The organism is Bifidobacterium asteroides, from assembly GCF_048001765.1.
GTDB classification, from domain to species: domain Bacteria; phylum Actinomycetota; class Actinomycetes; order Actinomycetales; family Bifidobacteriaceae; genus Bombiscardovia; species Bombiscardovia asteroides_K.
Genome location: NZ_CP181447.1, coordinates 1,726,111 through 1,742,877 on the forward strand (window position 1 = coordinate 1,726,111; position 16,767 = coordinate 1,742,877).

Below are 16,767 nucleotides of genomic sequence, written 5' to 3' on the forward strand. Positions count from 1 at the left end.
AAAGACCGATTACTCGGCAGCCTTCTCGGCATCCTCAGCCACGTCGGCATCTTCCTCAGCCTGGGCTTCAGCCTGATCAGCCTTGTCAGCGGTCTGCTCCAGATCCTCGGCGGCCTGGTCGGCCTGGGCCACATCCTGATCGGACTCGTTGGCCTCGACAGCCTGGTCAACAGCATCCTTGGCAGCGCCTTCGGCGACAGCGGCATCAGTGGCCGCCGCCACCTCGGCGTTGTCGTCCTTGGCAGCCACCTTGGCTGCGGACTCAGCCTCCTTGACCACGGCCTTCTTGGCCGACAGTGGCTCGGTGACCAGCTCGATCACGGCCTGCGGGGAGTTGTCTCCGCGGCGGGGCGCAATCTTGGTAATGCGGGTGTAGCCACCCTCACGCTGCTGCATCTGCTCGGCGATCTGCGTGAAGAGGATGTGGACCACAGACTTGTCACGGATGACACGCATGACGCGGCGGCGGGCAGGCAGATCCCCTCGCTTGGCGAAGGTGATCAGCCGCTCAGCCAGCGGACGCAGGCGCTTGGCCTTGGGCAGGGTGGTCGTGATACGACCGTTGGCGAAGAGGCTGGTGGCCATGTTGGCCAGCATCAGCCGCTCGTGCGCCGGGCTGGAGGCCAGACGTGGGCCCTTGCTAGGTTTTGGCATTGGATTATCTCCTTACGGCCCGGGAGGACAGGTGGGCATACGCCCGAACATCCGACTTCCCGGAATTGCTGTCAGCAGGCAACGGAACCCTTCCCCCTCGCCCGCTCATACGAAGGCTGCTATCCCTCACTCGTCATCAGGCGAGAAGAAGGTGCCTCCCTCGAGATTATTGGTATCGAAGCCCAGCGGGGATGCCTTCAGCGACAGCCCCATGCCCTCAAGCTTCTCCTTGACCTCGTCGATGGACTTCATGCCGAAGTTGCGGATGTCCAGCAGATCCTGCTCGGTATGCGAGACCAGCTCGCCGATGGTGTGGATTCCTTCGCGCTTGAGGCAGTTGTAGGAACGCTGCGTCAGGTTCAGGTCCTCAATCGGCACGGACATCTGCGGATCGGCCTCTTCCACCACAGGCTCAGGGCCGACCTCCACGCCCTCAGCCTGGGTGTTGAGCTCGCGGCAGAGGCCGAAGAGCTCGACCAGGGTCGACCCAGCGGATGCCACCGCGTCACGCGGCGAAATAGCCGGTTTGGTCTCCACATCCAGAATCAGCTTGTCAAAATCCGTTCGCTGCTCGACGCGTGTGGCCTCGACCTTGTAGCTGACTTTAAGCACAGGAGAGTAAATGGAATCGACCGGAATGCGGCCAATCTCATCATTGTCCTGCTTGTTGAGCTGGGCCTGGACATATCCACGCCCACGCTCCACCGTAAACTCGATCTCCAGCTCGCCATCCTCGGCCAGGGTCGCGATATGCAGATCAGGATTGGCCACGGTGACGCCGGCCGGCGGGGTGATATCCCCAGCGGTGGCCTCACCCTTGCCGCTCTTGCGCAAATACATGACCACAGGCTCGTCATATTCACTGGTCAGCACGATGCCTTTGATGTTGAGCAGGATCTCGGTGACGTCCTCCTCCACACCAGGCAGCGTGGTGAACTCGTGCAGGGCACCCGAAATGCGGACCGAGGTCACAGCCGCACCGGGTATGGAGCTCAGCAGGGTACGACGCAGGGAGTTGCCCAGGGTGTATCCGAATCCGGGCTCCAAGGGCTCGATGGTAAAACGGGAGCGCTGGGCATTGACGACTTCTTCAGTAAGAGTCGGACGCTGTGCAATAAGCACTGTTGCTATCCTTTCAGCTCCGACCGGTGGTGCACTCACCGGTCTTCGCGGGTGGATTCATGGGTTTTCTAGTGCTCAGACGCGACGGCGCTTGGGAGGACGAACGCCATTGTGTGCCTGGGGGGTCACATCGGAGATGGAACCGACCTCCAGGCCTGCGGACTGCAGGGAGCGGATGGCGGTCTCACGGCCCGAACCCGGGCCCTTGACGAAGACATCCACCTTCTTGACCCCATGCTCCATGGCCTTGCGGGCTGCGGATTCGGCAGCCATGCCCGCGGCGTAAGGAGTGGACTTGCGGGAGCCCTTGAAGCCTACGTCGCCGCCCGAAGCCCAGGCCACTACAGCACCGGAAGGATCGGTGATGGAGATGATGGTGTTGTTGAATGTTGACTTGATATGCGCCTGCCCGACCGGAACCGACTTGCGATCCCGACGACGAGGCTTGCGCGCGGCCTGCTTTGCTGCTGCCATTGATCCTCGTTTCCTTGTCACGAATAACGAATAACTGATTGCTAGTGCGAACCATCGGGGACCCTTATCCCCGCTTCGCATTCGGCCTTACTTGGTCGCCTTCTTCTTTCCGGCGACGGTGCGCTTGGGTCCCTTGCGGGTGCGGGCGTTGGTCTTGGTCCGCTGACCGCGCACGGGCAGGCCCCGGCGGTGACGCTGGCCCTGATAGCAATTGATTTGGATCTTACGGCGAATATCAGCGTCAATCTCACGACGCAGATCACCCTCGATCTTGTAGTTTCCCTCGAGGTAATCACGCAGCGTAATGAGCTGCTCGTCCGTGAGATCCTTGACGCGGGTGTCCGGATTCACTCCGGTCGCGGCAAGTGTTTCCTTGGCGCGAGTACGCCCCACACCGAAGATGTAGGTGAGGGCTATCTCTATGCGCTTCTCGTTGGGGATGTCGACTCCGGCAAGACGTGCCATTGCGATTCCTTTTTTGCTCTACGCAGGTCGTGCACCGAGTCTTCCGGTCTCCCGGCCCGGGCCTGCGCACCCGGGGTTCAGCCTGTTGGCTGTGACTCAGCGCCTTTGGTGTTCGTTGCCGCTGGGAATCCGCTCAGCCCTGGCGCTGCTTGTGGCGTGGGTTTTTGCAGATCACCATGACGCGGCCGTGACGACGAATCACGCGGCAGTTCTCGCAGATTCTCTTCACACTAGGGCTGACCTTCATGGTTTTCCTTTGCTTGTGTACCTTAGTTACTTGTACCGGTACGTAATCCGTCCGCGGTTCAGATCATAGGGACTCATTTCGAGCACCACCCGATCCTGGGGCAGAATGCGGATGTAGTTCTTGCGCATCTTGCCGGAAATGGTGGCCAGCACCAGGTGCTTGTTCTCGAGCTCGACGCGGAACATCGCATTCGGGAGGGCCTCGACCACACGCCCTTCCACCTCGATCACACCATCTTTTGCCATAAGCCTTCTATCCGATCCTCGGCCGGTTACACAGCGCGCCGAAAGACACGCCAAATGGTAAGTATAGCATTGATGGACCCAAAATTGGGCAATAGCGTGTTGACACGACAAAAGGGCCGTCTGAACGGCTGTCGCTCAATCAGTATAGCAGTCGTTCAGGCGGTCCGATAAGAGCCCGAATCCCTCAGTCCTCGATGGCAATGTTCTGCGTGTTGTCAGCCGGCTCAATGCTGGTCTTAGGCAGGGTCACCTCCAGGGTGCCGTTTGCGTAGTGGGCATGAATGTCTTCCTGGCGGACCTTGTCGCCCACATAGAAGCTGCGTGAGCAGGACCCGGTGTAGCGCTCACGCCGGATCCACCGACCCTGGTCGTCCTTGTCACCCTGGTCGCTGTTCTTCTGGGCCGAGACAATCAGGTAGCCATCCTCCAGACGCAGGCCGATGTCCTTCTTGTCGAAGCCGGGCATGTCGATGGAGAGTTGGTACTGTCCGTCCTTCTCACGCACATCCGTGTTCATCAAGGGGCTGTTCAGCGCGTTCTTGGCGCCCTGACCCTGCCGACGCCCGTCACGCCAGTTGTTGAAGAAGGGGTCGTCGAAGAAGTCACCGAAGATCGAATTGTTCATCAATGCGGGAAACATAGCCATAATCACATCTCCTGATTCTTTAAAGTCATAGTTTCTGCGGACCGAAACCCCAGGTGGACATCCTGACCTGTCCTCCCGGGCTCCCTGCCCTTCACTTTGTCCAAACTGTGGAACCGTGGTTTCATGCCCAATGTTCTCTCTGGGAATAAAAGTTGAGTCATAGTGACTCAACTTTGGCAAACAGTCTTGTTTTCCGTCCTCGTTCTCTCACTTTTCGGGCTTTGAATGACCACATGTCAGACATTAACGGCCGAAATTCTTGTGACACGACTTTGAAACATTTAACATAAAATGAGATTCCGCGAGCCCCCGTTGGCTCTTGAGGGCGGACCCAATCGTATGTTGACCGGACGGACCGGCCATTCCTAGTCAAAGGAGCTCAGATGCTCACCAACGAATACATCAAGCGCGTCTACCAGCAGGTTGAGAAGCGCGACGGCGACCAGCCGGAATTCCTGCAGGCTGTTCGCGAGGTTTTCTCCAGCCTGGAGCCCGTGGTGGAGCGGCATCCCGAGTATGAGGCCAATGGCGTGCTGGAGCGCCTGGTCGAGCCCGAACGTGCAGTCAAATTCCGTGTGGCATGGACCGATGACCAAGGCCATGTCCAGGTCAACCGCGGCTACCGGATCCAATTCAATTCGGCCATCGGCCCCTACAAGGGCGGCCTGCGCTTCCACCCGACCGTGACGGAGTCGGTCATCAAGTTCCTGGGCTTCGAGCAGATTCTGAAGAATTCGCTGACCGGACTTCCCATGGGCGGCGCCAAGGGCGGATCCGACTTCGACCCCAAGGGCCGCTCGGATGCTGAAGTCATGCGCTTCTGCCAGGCCTTCATGACTGAGCTGCAGCGCCACATCGGACAGTTCACCGACGTGCCTGCCGGCGACATCAACGTAGGGTCCCGCGAGATTGGCTACCTGTTCGGCCAGTACAAGAGACTGCGCGACGAGTACTCGGGTGTTCTGACCGGCAAGGACCTGACCTTCGGCGGCTCCCTTGCCAGGACCGAGGCCACAGGATACGGTCTGTGCTACTACACCCAGGAGGCTCTGCAGACGCTGCGCAAGGATTCCTTCCAGGGCAAGACCGTCGTCATCTCCGGTTCGGGCAACGTGGCCATCTTCGCCACCGAAAAGGCCCAACAACTTGGCGCCAAGGTGGTGACGGCATCCGACTCCAACGGATACGTCTACGATCCCAACGGGATTGACCTTGATGTCGTCAAGGACATCAAGCTGGGTCACCGCGGCCGAATTCGCGAGTATGCGGACCGCGTGGACTCCGCTGAGTACCACGAGGGCTGCAAGGGGGTCTGGACTGTGCCCTGCGACATCGCCCTGCCCTGCGCCACGCAGAACGAAATCGATGAGGAATCAGCAAAGGCCCTGGTCGCCAACGGATGCACCGTGGTCTGCGAGGGCGCCAACATGCCCTCCACCCCCGAGGCCATCCAGGTCTACCAGGACAGCAAGGTGCTCTACGGACCCGCCAAGGCCGCCAATGCCGGCGGCGTGGCAGTCTCCGGTCTGGAGATGAGCCAGAACTCGCTGCGCCTGCAGTGGACCTTCGACGAAGTGGACCAGCGGCTGAAGGACATTATGACCGGGATCTTCCAGAAGTCCTACCAGGCCTCCAAGGAATACGGGCATGAGGGCGACCTGATGCTGGGCGCCAATGTGGCCGGCTTCACCAAGGTGGCCGATGCCATGGTGGCCCAGGGCATCCTCTGAGATAGGACTTAGCCCATCTGAACAGAAGGGGTCCGACCTGCAGAAATTGCGGGTCGGACCCCTTATTGCGCTTTAGCGAACAGCAGGACTCAGGCGACCAGCTGGTCGATGACCTCGGGATCGATCCTCTGGCGCGGGTTGAAGTCCTTGGAGCCCAGATACCGGTAGATGCTGGCCTGCAGAGCCCTGGCCTCCGGATATTCGGTCAGATTCTGCAGGCCCATGGAGGAGAGCAGAAGTCGGCCCTTGCCGCAACGGCATTCCAGCAGCTGCGTCATGGGTCGCAGGTAGGCGTAGCTGTCCATCTCAGTGATGATGGACTGGTAGCGCTCGGGCAGGATGATCGCCCGCTGGGTGGCCATGGGCCACCACTGCCAGTCGGTGTGCGAGTCGGTCGGAAAATCGGCGAAAACAGGATGGTCGGCCTGAATGAACTGCCCCATGGTGCCGCTCTGGTCCTTGAATGTCCCCACCGACCAGAAGTCCGTGGAGAAGTGGGCCTGAACGGATTTGGGCAGGGACTGGGCCGTGGAGTCGGGACTCAGATAGACCATGCCCCCCTGGTCCAGGACCCGACGTGCTTGCTGGTCGAATCTCCTGGCCTCGTACAGCCCCTCTGGCCGGTCAAGTTGGCTGTCTTGGTAGACCCAGACCGGATAGACGTTGGTCACACCATCAATTTCCAGACTCAGACGGCAGCGTTGGTTGCCCTCAATGCCGTCCAGATCCAGTTCGAAGGCTCCCAGATCGGTCAGCTTGCCCACCGGGCAGGTGACCTGACGGAAGACACACTCCAGATCAACCCCCTGGCCCTGCAACCGCAGCCGCAGATCACCCCGGAGGGTGCGTCGGCCGTAGTTGGCCACCTTGACCGTCCCTGAAAGCCTCTCCCGGTTGGTATAGGCGTAGCGGTCCATGACTGCCAGAGGCAACTGGTCGGCGAAGAAGGACCGGAAGCGTTCAGGGCGGGCGAAGGGAAAGCGCTTGGGATACAGATGGGCATCCATCATGCCCACCAGGGCCGTGCCCTGCCCGGGAAAGTCCTGAAGACCCAGCAGTGAAAGCCCCGACATGGAGGGGGTCCGCAGGACGGACTCCACCTCCTCCCGGTAGCAGATCCGCGACAGTTCGCCTGTGGCGGCCACCCAGTCCAGCCAAGTGCTCTGGTCCAGGCCAGATTCACGGACCCTGTCACGAATCATTGCATAATTGTCAGGACGGGTGACTCCGGTGAACTCCTCGATCTCCCGGAAGTCCGGCAGCACCTCATACTGACCGACCTCGAAACCGTAGACCGGCACCGTGTACTCTTTGCGGACTGCCTGCATGGAGTCCTCGAAATTGTGGGCGGTGCCCGGATGAATCGCGTTGGTGGAACCACGCATATTGGCGAAGCAGCAGCGCAGGTCGTGGCCCTTGTAGGACTCGGAGGTGTAGACCTCGTTGCAGTCATCGCTGCCCAGCTGGCCATAGTGCGGGTTGGAGGAGTTGGCATAGAGCCGGGTGTCGTCAATGCTACGGGCATCCTTGATGAGCTGAGCCATGCGCTGGTGGCCGGTCGCATCCGCCCACAGCTCGTTGCCCAGGGTGAGCATGACAAAGGAGGGGTGGTTGGCCAGGAAGAGCAGTGTCTGCTCCAGTTCGGTGCGGTAGTAGCGGTAGCTGACATCCTCCCGGAAGGCATGTTGGTGGTCCCAGTGGGAGAGCTCGGGCTGCATCATCATCCCCATGCGGTCCGCCGCGACGAAGGCTGCTTCGGGCGGGCAGTGCGAGTGGAAACGGACCACATTCACTCCGTATGACCGGTAGGCCTCCAGAACACGAATCCAGGAGCCCACGTCCATGGGAGGGAAGCCGGTCTGCGGAAACTCAGCGCAATTGGCTTCGCCACGCAGGAAGAAGGCCCTGCCATTCAGAGCCAGTCTCCCCTGCTCATCGGCTGCGAAGTCTCGGATGCCGAAGTCCGTACTGACCCGCGAGAGCACCCTGGATCCGTCCGGCATCAGAAGTTCAACTGTCATGCCATGCAGACAGCCCTGGTATTCGTCCCAGCGATCCGCTCGGGCATCGAGCGGCAGATTGGACCAGGTCAGTGTTCGCCGCCCAGGTTCCAGATCTGCAGCGACCTCCAGAGGCTGGGCCAGCGCATCGGAAGAGAGCCTCAGGCGGCCATGGAATCCTTGGCCCGAATCCACATCAACCTGTACGGTCAGCACATCGCCATGGGGGTAGACGCGAACGCTATCGACAAAGGTGTCATCCTCCACACGCAGGCCAATGTTTCCCAGAAGTCCGTTCCAGTTGGTCTGGGTGTGGTCAGTGGCGGTCGAGGAATCCAGAATGGCATCGTGGGGCATGCCCTGATAGGCGTTGTCGGAATCCACCTGCAGCAGGTCATCGCCGGTCAGCAGCCCAGTAAGCTCGAAGATATGCGGGGTATTCAAGGTCTGAGGCCGATATGGCTCAACCAGGCGTTCACCGACCCTGACCTCCAGGCGACGAGCGCGCTCCACCTCGAAGAAGACCCTCTGCCCCGGCTGCGGGGTCCATCGAATCTGCCGGGACAATCTGACTGTCCCCTCGAAGGTGTGCCGCCTGGTCAGCCGGGAGCCGATGGGTCCGGGCTTGCCGCTGCCATAGTCAGCAGACAACTCCTGATCATCATGTCCGAGTCCGTTGGTGTCCAGTGTGCCCGGCAACAGGACGGTTCCCTGCAGCTCAGACGGGGACTGAACCTGCCAGGCTCCAGTCAATGCAATCTTGGTCATGCCTGCCTCCCGGTAAGAATTGCTCTATGATCCAACTCGTCAGTGAACAACCCGGCCTGGATATGGCCGGCATCCAGTTCCAGCACTTGTTTCAGGCACTCCCGAGCCTGATCGATCTGCCCTGTGCCGATGCGCGCCAGGGCCATCAGGTAGAGGCAGTGGACCCGGTTCATGCGGGTATAGTCCGCATCGAAGGTCAGGAAGTCAGGCAGGGAGACTGCGAAGTAGTCCTTTTCCACCTTGTCGTCCAAGTGCTGCTCGCCGAAGTCCAGCAGACGGTAGTAACAGGCATTGGCCGGACCCTGCTCGCCCAGGGCCTGATGAGCCAGCCCTTGGAAGAGAACCATCTCGGCGGGCTGATCGTTGTAGTAGAGCGACTCCCCCACCTGTCCGGAACCCAGGCAGGCCAGACGGAACTCCTGATCCGCAGCTTTCTCGTCACCTGCGGCTCGCCTGACCAGCCCCAGGTAGTAGTGCAGATCGTTGTCCTTCTGACCTTCCAGTTTGCCTTCGCCCAGGTTCTCCGGATAGGTCATGGCCCGTTCCAGCAGGTCAGCAGCCCGGTCCCAGTCCTGGGCCGCCATGGCATCCTTGGCCATCAATGTCAGGGAGATTCGGTATTGGGCGGTGATCTTGCCCTCGCCGCCCTCCCAGGGGTGGAAGCGTCGGTCGTTCATCAGCTGATAGGCCCGTTCGTAGCTGCCAGTCTGGTTGAGCAGGCTCAGGTATTCGATATAGAGATCGTCCCTGCGGGCCACAACCTCTGGATGCTTCTCAAATTCTTTCAGTCGACGGGCGAAGTTCCAGCCCATCAGTCTATGAAGCTGATCCCGCTCCAGAAAGACCCGTGCATCTTCGGGATCCAGCTGGCAGGCGGTCTCGATTTCCTGGTCGGCGGCCTGCCAATCGTGCCGCTTGTTGCCGTAGGCGATGGCCAGGTTGCGGTGAACGGTGGCGAAGTCGGGGTCCAGTTGCTGGGAATGCTCCCAGAGCTTGATGGCCCGGTCCGCCAGAGACTTGTCGTAGTAGAGGCAACCCAGATAATAAGCTGCCTTGGGACCATCGACCATGGTCATGGCCGTGCGCAGGGGGGCGATATCATCCAGGGAATTGGGGAAGCAGTAGTCCGAAGGCGCCGCCTCCGCGGCTTGGAAGGCCTGATAGGCCTGATCCTTCCGACCCAGCAGGTGCAGATACCAGCCTTGATAAAACCGGACCATAGGCTGATGCTGATCGGCCTGGCTCAGTAGTTGTAGAGCCTCCTCATAGGCGCCGAATGCGGCATAGTCACGTGCCGTCCGCAGCAGGTTGAGGTAATCCCCGCGCATCAGTCTGGACAGCTCGTCCGGATCACCGCCTGCCAGGACCCGCTCGTAGCCGGATACGAAGTCGAAACGATCCAGGGCCAGGTTCTCGCGGACCGCTTGGTCCGCCTGATCCTGCCTGCCCAGCCGACGCAGCAGATAGGCCTTGAACCCGCGGGCCCTGATGTTGTCGGTGTTGCGGGTCAGGGCACGCTGGACGAAATCCAAAGCCTGCTCCAGCTGGCCGCGACATGCCGCGATACAGGCCAGGCAGAAGAAGGCCCGTTCCTTTTGGGCATCATCCCAGGTGGCCTTGTAGAAGGCGTCGTAGGCCTCGTCCATTCGTCCCTGATAGCTCAAGGCGAGACCCAGATTGTAATGAGCCTCGGAATCATAAGGTTGGCTGTTGCGCCAGGTCAGCCGCTTGATGGCCGTGCGGAAGTGCTGTTCTGCTCCGACGAAGTCGCCGCGTCGAAGCAGGAGTCGGCCATAGGCGTTGTTGATGCGCGCATCGCCCGGGTCACGCTTGAGCCCCTCCAGGTAGTAGGGATCAGGCCTGTAAGTGGCATGGCGGTACTGTTCCAGGTGCAGACCGGTCAGCAGCAGTTCCTCATTGGTGGCGATACGCTCCGGCCGATCGGCGGCCTGGGCCGGCTCGGGAATCTTGCCCCCGGCTGGTGGCTGCGGACGATAGCTGACCAGGAGCCCTCCTTGAGCGTCCTCCACCCGGGCTGTCAGTGCAGTGGCCGGACGATCGCCTGTCTCGAATTCGGCCCTGACCTGATTGTCGGGGCCAAGAGTGCCCTGCCACTGGTAAAGGATGGATCCGTCATCTGCAGCGACCTGGATGTGCGCATCCTTCTGAACCCGTGTGGCATAGACGGTGACTCGCCCTTGCCCGGCCTTCAGCCCCTGGGCCTCGATCCCCTCATGCTCACCGGCGGCTCCGAAGGTCTGCTCGGGGCCGACTTCCAGGTTGAGGGCCGCATCCACACTGGCGTTCTTGACCAGACCCACCTGCTTGTAGGGCATGAAGTACTGGGTGAAGGTCTTGCCCTCGTATGGCTTGAGCCAGGTGAAGTCAGGCTGGTTGTCGGTGAAAACCCCGGTCATCAGCTCAACGTAGGGGCCGTCAGCATCGGTCAGATTGCGATCCCAGGCGTGGCCGAAGTCCCCGCAGCCCCAGGTCCACTGCTTCTTGCCCGGGGATACGTGATGGTCAGCCACATGCAGAATGCCAGCCTGCCGGGAGAAATCGTAGCCGCCGACGAAGTCATAGTCCGAATGGGCGGCCATATAGGAGGTGGGCACCGGCACGTTCTTGTAACGGCTGATGTCCACTCCCTGGGAGTAGTCGTGCTTGTAGTAGGTTCCCGTGGCGATGGGATAGCGGGAGACGTCGCGCTTGCCGTGGTCCATGACCGCAGTGACATCGGGTGGCATGACGGTCCTGGTGTGTTCGTTGACCGCCACGGCCGGGTTGGCCCACCATAGGAAGGACTGGGGCAGTGGTGTGCCGTTGTAGAGCCGGGACGAAATTTCGATGACGCTGACTCCGGGATGCAGGGCGATGGTGGTGGTGACCTGGGTGCCGTAGATGCGGTCGGTATCGTGGCAGACCACAGCCTTGCCACCATCCGGCAGGTCCTTGAGCGTGCAGTCCACCGGAAGGAAGGTGCTGGGCCGATGGTGCTGCGGCCAGTTGAACTCGATGCCGCCGGAAATCCAAGGGCCGGTCAGCCCTACCAGAGCAGGCTTGATGACCCGGTTGCGGTAGACGAAGTCATAGTCATTGGTCTTGTCCCGGGCATACTGGATTCGTCCGCCCAGCTCAGGCAGGACGGTCACCTCAAGGTATTCGTTCTCCAGGATGACCGCCTTGTAGTCCTGATTCTTGCATTCATCCGAGATGGTCTCGATGACCGGGTAAGGATAGACCCGTCCCGAAGAGCCCTGGTAGACTCGATTTTCAATAAATTGTGGATTCTTGTCCGGTTTTCCAATCCCGTAGGTTGGAATCGTAAGCTCTGTGACTTTTACTGTGACGCCCATGGTCATCAGCCCCTTGTCTGCTCAGCAAACTGTATATATTTGCTCTCAGTCTATAGTCGGAATCGGGCCTCAGAACCGCATAAATTGTTTGAAAATATTAAAAAATTGCTACTGGGTCGCCATGACTGACCAGCATCTGTTGAGCTCGGGTCGAATGCTGAAAATGCACGGATGCATACACATGAAAGGGGGTCGCCCCATCAAGGACCGACCCCCTAGGCTGACGTTCACTTAATGCCGGATCAAGCCTTTCAACATCTTCCTGCGATCTTCGGCAATCCCGTAGAGCCCTACTCCAGCTCCAGGGCTCCGGTGTAGAGCTGATAGTACTCGCCATGCTTGGCTATCAGCTCATCGTGGTTGCCGCGCTCGATGATCCGCCCATGGTCCAGGACCATGATCACATCAGAGTTGCGAACTGTGGAGAGCCGGTGGGCGATGACGAAGACCGTCCGGCCGCGCATGAGTGCGTCCATGCCCTGCTGGACCACCTCCTCGGTCCTGGTATCGATTGAGGAAGTGGCTTCGTCCAGGATCATGGCCGGAGGATCGGCCACAGCCGCCCTGGCGATTGAGATCAGCTGGCGCTGACCCTGGGACAGTCCGCTTCCATCCCCCTCGAGCACGGTCTGGTAACCCTGGGGAAGCATGCGGATGAAACTGTCGGCATTGGTCATCCTGGCAGCTTCAACGCATTCCTGGTCCGTGGCATCCAAGCGACCATAGCGGATGTTATCCAGGACAGTGCCGGTGAAGAGGTTGACATCCTGAAGGACGATGCCCAATGAGCGGCGGAGGTCAAGCTTGCGAATGTTCTTCACATCGATCCCGTCATAGAGGATCTGGCCCTGCTGGATGTCGTAGAAACGGTTGATCAGGTTGGTGATCGTGGTCTTGCCGGCCCCGGTGGCACCGACCAGCGCCACCTTTTGCCCAGGCTTGGCGAACCAGGTGATGTCGTGCAGAACAGGCTTGCTCGGGTCATACGCGAAGCTGACGTCGGTGAACCGCACATCCCCCTGGAGGAGGGTGTATCGCCCGTCAGGAGAGGTGATTGCCTGATCCTTGGCCTTCAGGGCAACGTCGCAGGCATCGCCGGGAAGCTTCATGGCGGCCTCCAGGGAGCGCCTGCCGTCGTCGTCGGCTTCGCGCTTCCAGGCCCAGTGCCCTGTCTCGTGGTCGACGGGGGTCATGGTCCGGCCGTCCGAGGCCAGTTCGACGCTGACCAATCTGACCGTACCCTGATCGGACTCGACGGGCTGGTCCATCAGGTCGAAGATCCGGGAGGCACCGGCCAGGGCCATCATGACCATGTTGAACTGCATGGAGACCTGGCCGATGGGGTTGATGAAGGAGCGGGAGAGGGTCAGGAGGGAGACGATGGTTCCCAGGGTCAGCGGCCCTGCCCCGGTCAGTCCCACGTTGCCCATGCCAGCGATGCCGGCCAGCCCACCGACGATGGCCAGGATGACATAGAGCAGGTAGCCCATGTTGCCCACGACCGGCATGGTGACATTGCCGTAGGTGTTGGCCCGGGCCGAGGCCTGGAAAAGCTCCTCGTTCCTCTCCTCGAAGACCTTGGCGGTAGCATCCTCGTGGTTGAAGACCTTGATGACCTTCTGTCCGTTGACGGCCTCTTCAACGAAGGCGTTCACCTGGCCCAGATAGCGCTGCTGGTGAACGAAGTACCGACCGCTTCGGGTGACCAGAACCCGGACCACCACAATAAGAACCGCCGCGAAGACCAGGGTCAGGACGGTGAAGGGGATGGAGAGCCAGAGCATGGAGATCAGTGCCGCCAGGGCGGACAGGACGGAGGAGACCATCTGCGGGAAGGACTGGGAGATTGCCTGACGGAGGGTATCCGTGTCGTTGGTGTAGCGGCTCATGGTGTCGCCGTGCTCATGGGTGTCGAAGAAGCCGATGGGCAGCTCCTGCTGGTGGGCGAACATCTGGTCGCGGATGGTCTTCAGGGTGCCCTGCTCCACCTTGACGATCAGCCAGTTCCAGAACCAGGAGCAGAAGGTCCCCACGGCATAGAGGCAGCCCATCAGAATCAGGGTCCTCATCAGCGGTCCCCAGTCAGGGTCGGAGGCCCCGACCAGGGGCAGGATATAGTGGTCGATCAGTGGCTGCAGGAAGAAGGCGGATGCGGCCTGGGCCCCGGCACTGATGATGATGCAGACCACGATCACCGCCAGCTGCCAGCGGTAGGCCAACAAGTAGCTCAGGAGGCGACGGGTCGTTCCCGGCGCGGCCTTGTCCAGACGGGGTTTGCGGTCCTTGAATGATCCGTCACTCATGGTCCTTGTCCTCCTCGCTCTGGTTCCTGGTCTGTGATTCGTAGATGGATCGGTACTCCTGACAGGTTCGCAGGAGCTCCTGGTGGGTGCCCTTGTCAAGAATCCTGCCCTCCTCCAGGACCACGATCATGTCCGCGTCCTCCACCGAGGCCAGACGCTGGGAGATGATGATCTTGGTGGTGTCAGGAATCTCCTGGCTGAAGGCGCGGCGGATCAGCTGGTCGGTCTTGGTGTCCACGGCGCTGGTTGAGTCATCCAGAATCAGGATGTCAGGCTTCTTCAGAAGGGCCCGTGCGATGCACAGACGCTGTCGCTGGCCGCCGGAGAGGTTGGTGCCGCCCTCGTCCAGGTAGGTCTGATAGCCATCGGGAAACTCCCGCACGAAACCGTCGGCCTGGGCCAGGGTGCAGGCGCGCACCAGCTCTTCGTCAGTGGCTCTGGGGTTGCCCCAGCGCAGGTTCTCGGCGATGGTCCCGGTGAAGAGGACATTCTTCTGGAGCACCATGGCCACCTGGTCGCGCAGGACGGTCAGATCATACTGGCGCACATCCACCCCGCCCACCTGGAGGGACCCTTCGGTTACGTCATAGAGACGAGGAATGAGCTGGACCAGGCTGGACTTGGAGGAGCCGGTCCCGCCCACGATGCCCAGGGTGGAGCCCGAGGGAACATCCAGATTGATATGGCTCAGAACGGGACGTTCGGACCGGTCCGAGTAGCGGAAGGTCACATCCTGGAAGCTGATGGATCCATTGGCCACCTTCATGACCGGCTTGGCGGGATCATGCACAGTGCTGACCTCGTTCAGAACCTGGCAAATGCGCTCGGCCGAGGCCTGGGAGATAACCACCATGACCACGATCATGGAGACCATGTTCATGGCCATCATGATCTGGATGGCATAGGTGACCAGAGCGGTCAGATCGCCTGTGGTCAGCCCCAGGGCAGCATTGTTCCCAGATGCCACAATCTGGGAGGCGCCCATCCAGGATATGACCAGCAGAGAAGCGTAGATGCAGAAGTTCAACAGTGCCGGGTTCAGGCTCATGATTCGCTCGGCCTTGCAGAAGGCTCGGTAGATGGCCACGGAAATGCCGTTGAATTTGTGCTCCTCGTAGTCCTCTCGGTTGTAGGATTTGACAACCCTGATACCTTGGAGGTTCTCATCCACCACATTGTTGAGGTGGTCGTAGGTATGGAAGACCCGCTCGAAGATGGGATGAACCAGCAGGGACAGGCCGATCAGCCCGAAGCCCAGGATGGGGATGGCAATCAGGAAGACCAGAGATATGGGCCTGGAAATCCTATAAGAAAAGAGCCAGGCCACAATGACCATGATCGGCGCCCTGACCCCTACCCTGATGACCATCTGATAGGCGTTCTGCAGATTGGTCACATCGGTGGTCAGCCTGGTGATGATGGACCCTGTGGAGAAGCGGTCGATGTTGGTGAAGCTGAAGGATTGCACCTTGGCGAACAGATCGCTGCGGACATTCCTGGCCAAGCCGGAAGAGGCGATGGCCGCGTACCGCCCGGACATGAACCCGGAGAACAGGGAGACGGCCGAGCAGGCCAACAATATCAGCCCGAACTTGAAGATGGCCGGCATGGACCTCCCCGAGACCCCTTGGTCGATCAGGGAGGCCATGATGGTCGGGATCACAATCTCTAGAACGCTCTCAAGAAAGACGAAGGCCGGAGCCAGAAAGCTGGCCTTCCGGTATTCGCGCAGGGAGCGCAGGATGGTTCGGATGGTGTGCTTCGGACGCGCTGGTTCCTGTTTATCCGATCTGACCACGGATGCCGTAGACCCCTTCAAATGGACCTCTTCTGTTTCTGTACTGGTTTCTCTATCTTTTACGGCCAATCACCGACATGCAACACCCTCGAAAGAGGGCCTGAATGCACCTAGGCTATCATCCTGTCCGCCAGGGTTGGGGGGACGCGCGGGGATTTCCGCCCTCCACAAAAAGAAGCTGTCACGCCCCTTGGGGTCATGCAGCTTCTATGCTTCAGTTAGTCCTATCAGCGAGTCTTACCAGTGTGTCCCGGACAGGGCATTCTCAGAGTTGATTCAGCTGTCGACAGGCCTCTCGCCCAATAGGCTATGGATTAGCGCTCATCCAACTTGGTGATGATCTCCTTGGAGATCTGGTCGACCTCGCCCTGGCCATCCACTGCAACCAGAAGGCCACGGGACTTATAGGTGTTCAGCAGCGGTGCAGTCTCCTTGGCATAGATATCCAGACGCTTGGCGATGGCCTCGGGAGTATCGTCTGCCCGCCCCTCTTCCTTAGCCCGCTTGGCGATGCGCTGCATGAGCACGTCATGGTCGGCATCCAGGGCCACCACAGCCGTCAGTGGCGTGCCCAGCTCTTTGAGCATCTTGTCCAGCGCCTCGACCTGGGAGGCCGAACGGGGGTAGCCGTCCAGAATCCAGCCCTGGGCTGCGTCGTCCATGCCCAGCCGGTCCTTGACGATCTTGTTGGTCAGCTCGTCTGGCACCAACTCACCCTTGTCGGTGTAGGCCTTGGCCTGCTTGCCCAGCTCGGTTCCGTTCTTCAGGTTGTAGCGGAAAATGTCACCGGTGGAGATGGCCGGAATCCCATAATGCTTGCTGAGCAAAGCCGCCTGCGTGCCCTTGCCAACACCTTGAGGTCCCATGATCAACAGTCGCTGTGCCATTCCCTATCCTTTGTTCGATGTTCTTGTTCTATTGTTCTTAGCTCTCCGGTCCCAGACGGCCTTAGCTGTCTT

General features: G+C 60.2%; 13 protein-coding genes. 1 reads left to right on the forward strand and 12 read right to left on the reverse strand.

The window, feature by feature from the left end; genetic code table 11:
- Nucleotides 1-9: 9 nt before the first annotated feature.
- The 7 genes from rplQ to ACNAOV_RS07110 all read right to left on the reverse strand — a co-directional run bounded on the left by rplQ (nucleotide 10) and on the right by ACNAOV_RS07110 (nucleotide 3,853).
- Nucleotides 10-654, reverse strand: coding sequence for a 50S ribosomal protein L17 (gene rplQ, locus ACNAOV_RS07080; RefSeq protein WP_254478314.1), 645 nt, complete (start codon nucleotides 652-654; stop codon nucleotides 10-12).
- Between the two features lie 126 nt (nucleotides 655-780).
- Nucleotides 781-1,776: a DNA-directed RNA polymerase subunit alpha gene (locus tag ACNAOV_RS07085; RefSeq protein WP_015022327.1), complete on the reverse strand. Its 996-nt coding sequence runs from the start codon at nucleotides 1,774-1,776 to the stop codon at nucleotides 781-783.
- A 75-nt stretch (nucleotides 1,777-1,851) separates the two neighbouring features.
- Complete coding sequence (gene rpsK, locus ACNAOV_RS07090; RefSeq protein WP_015022328.1) at nucleotides 1,852-2,250, reverse strand: 30S ribosomal protein S11; 399 nt, start codon at nucleotides 2,248-2,250, stop codon at nucleotides 1,852-1,854.
- A gap of 87 nt (nucleotides 2,251-2,337) precedes the next feature.
- Entirely contained in the window at nucleotides 2,338-2,715 is a 378-nt protein-coding gene (rpsM, locus tag ACNAOV_RS07095; RefSeq protein WP_015022329.1) for a 30S ribosomal protein S13, read from the reverse strand.
- 133 nt (nucleotides 2,716-2,848) lie between these two features.
- A complete protein-coding gene (rpmJ, locus tag ACNAOV_RS07100) occupies nucleotides 2,849-2,962 on the reverse strand; it encodes a 50S ribosomal protein L36 (RefSeq protein ID WP_015022330.1) in 114 nt (37 codons plus the stop codon).
- Nucleotides 2,963-2,988: 26 nt separating this feature from the next.
- Nucleotides 2,989-3,207 carry a translation initiation factor IF-1 gene (gene infA, locus ACNAOV_RS07105; protein ID WP_015022331.1) on the reverse strand — a complete coding sequence of 73 codons (219 nt, stop codon included), beginning with the start codon at nucleotides 3,205-3,207 and terminating at the stop codon, nucleotides 2,989-2,991.
- Between the two features lie 184 nt (nucleotides 3,208-3,391).
- A complete protein-coding gene (locus ACNAOV_RS07110; RefSeq protein WP_045935704.1) occupies nucleotides 3,392-3,853 on the reverse strand; it encodes an Hsp20/alpha crystallin family protein in 462 nt (153 codons plus the stop codon).
- A gap of 383 nt (nucleotides 3,854-4,236) precedes the next feature.
- Here ACNAOV_RS07110 and gdhA point away from each other — a divergent pair, with 383 nt between their 5' ends.
- Entirely contained in the window at nucleotides 4,237-5,583 is a 1,347-nt protein-coding gene (gdhA, locus tag ACNAOV_RS07115) for an NADP-specific glutamate dehydrogenase (protein ID WP_416517169.1), read from the forward strand.
- An 89-nt stretch (nucleotides 5,584-5,672) separates the two neighbouring features.
- On the opposite strand, the gene ACNAOV_RS07120 is transcribed toward gdhA, so the two are convergent.
- The 5 genes from ACNAOV_RS07120 to ACNAOV_RS07140 form a co-directional block, all read right to left on the reverse strand.
- A complete protein-coding gene (locus tag ACNAOV_RS07120; protein WP_416517170.1) occupies nucleotides 5,673-8,351 on the reverse strand; it encodes a glycoside hydrolase family 2 TIM barrel-domain containing protein in 2,679 nt (892 codons plus the stop codon).
- Nucleotides 8,348-11,713, reverse strand: coding sequence for a DUF5107 domain-containing protein (locus ACNAOV_RS07125; protein WP_416517171.1), 3,366 nt, complete (start codon nucleotides 11,711-11,713; stop codon nucleotides 8,348-8,350). The genes ACNAOV_RS07120 and ACNAOV_RS07125 overlap by 4 nt, the downstream gene beginning before the upstream one ends.
- A gap of 284 nt (nucleotides 11,714-11,997) precedes the next feature.
- Nucleotides 11,998-14,010, reverse strand: a complete 2,013-nt coding sequence (locus ACNAOV_RS07130) for an ABC transporter ATP-binding protein (protein WP_416517172.1) — start codon at nucleotides 14,008-14,010, stop codon at nucleotides 11,998-12,000.
- Complete coding sequence (locus ACNAOV_RS07135) at nucleotides 14,003-15,808, reverse strand: ABC transporter ATP-binding protein (protein WP_416517173.1); 1,806 nt, start codon at nucleotides 15,806-15,808, stop codon at nucleotides 14,003-14,005. The genes ACNAOV_RS07130 and ACNAOV_RS07135 overlap by 8 nt, the downstream gene beginning before the upstream one ends.
- Before the next feature lie 314 nt (nucleotides 15,809-16,122).
- A complete protein-coding gene (locus ACNAOV_RS07140) occupies nucleotides 16,123-16,695 on the reverse strand; it encodes an adenylate kinase (RefSeq protein WP_416517174.1) in 573 nt (190 codons plus the stop codon).
- Nucleotides 16,696-16,767: the final 72 nt, after the last annotated feature.

Bases quoted from the DNA above. Each gene is read 5' to 3' on its own strand.
- infA (WP_015022331.1), bottom strand. From the start codon at position 3,207: ATGGCAAAAGATGGTGTGATCGAGGTGGAAGGGCGTGTGGTCGAGGCC.
- ACNAOV_RS07120 (WP_416517170.1), bottom strand. From the start codon at position 8,351: ATGACCAAGATTGCATTGACTGGAGCCTGGCAGGTTCAGTCCCCGTCT.
- rpsK (WP_015022328.1), bottom strand. From the start codon at position 2,250: ATGGCAGCAGCAAAGCAGGCCGCGCGCAAGCCTCGTCGTCGGGATCGC.
- rpsM (WP_015022329.1), bottom strand. From the start codon at position 2,715: ATGGCACGTCTTGCCGGAGTCGACATCCCCAACGAGAAGCGCATAGAG.
- ACNAOV_RS07140 (WP_416517174.1), bottom strand. From the start codon at position 16,695: ATGGCACAGCGACTGTTGATCATGGGACCTCAAGGTGTTGGCAAGGGC.
- rplQ (WP_254478314.1), bottom strand. From the start codon at position 654: ATGCCAAAACCTAGCAAGGGCCCACGTCTGGCCTCCAGCCCGGCGCAC.
- ACNAOV_RS07130 (WP_416517172.1), bottom strand. From the start codon at position 14,010: ATGAGTGACGGATCATTCAAGGACCGCAAACCCCGTCTGGACAAGGCC.
- gdhA (WP_416517169.1), top strand. From the start codon at position 4,237: ATGCTCACCAACGAATACATCAAGCGCGTCTACCAGCAGGTTGAGAAG.
- ACNAOV_RS07110 (WP_045935704.1), bottom strand. From the start codon at position 3,853: ATGGCTATGTTTCCCGCATTGATGAACAATTCGATCTTCGGTGACTTC.
- rpmJ (WP_015022330.1), bottom strand. From the start codon at position 2,962: ATGAAGGTCAGCCCTAGTGTGAAGAGAATCTGCGAGAACTGCCGCGTG.
- ACNAOV_RS07125 (WP_416517171.1), bottom strand. From the start codon at position 11,713: ATGACCATGGGCGTCACAGTAAAAGTCACAGAGCTTACGATTCCAACC.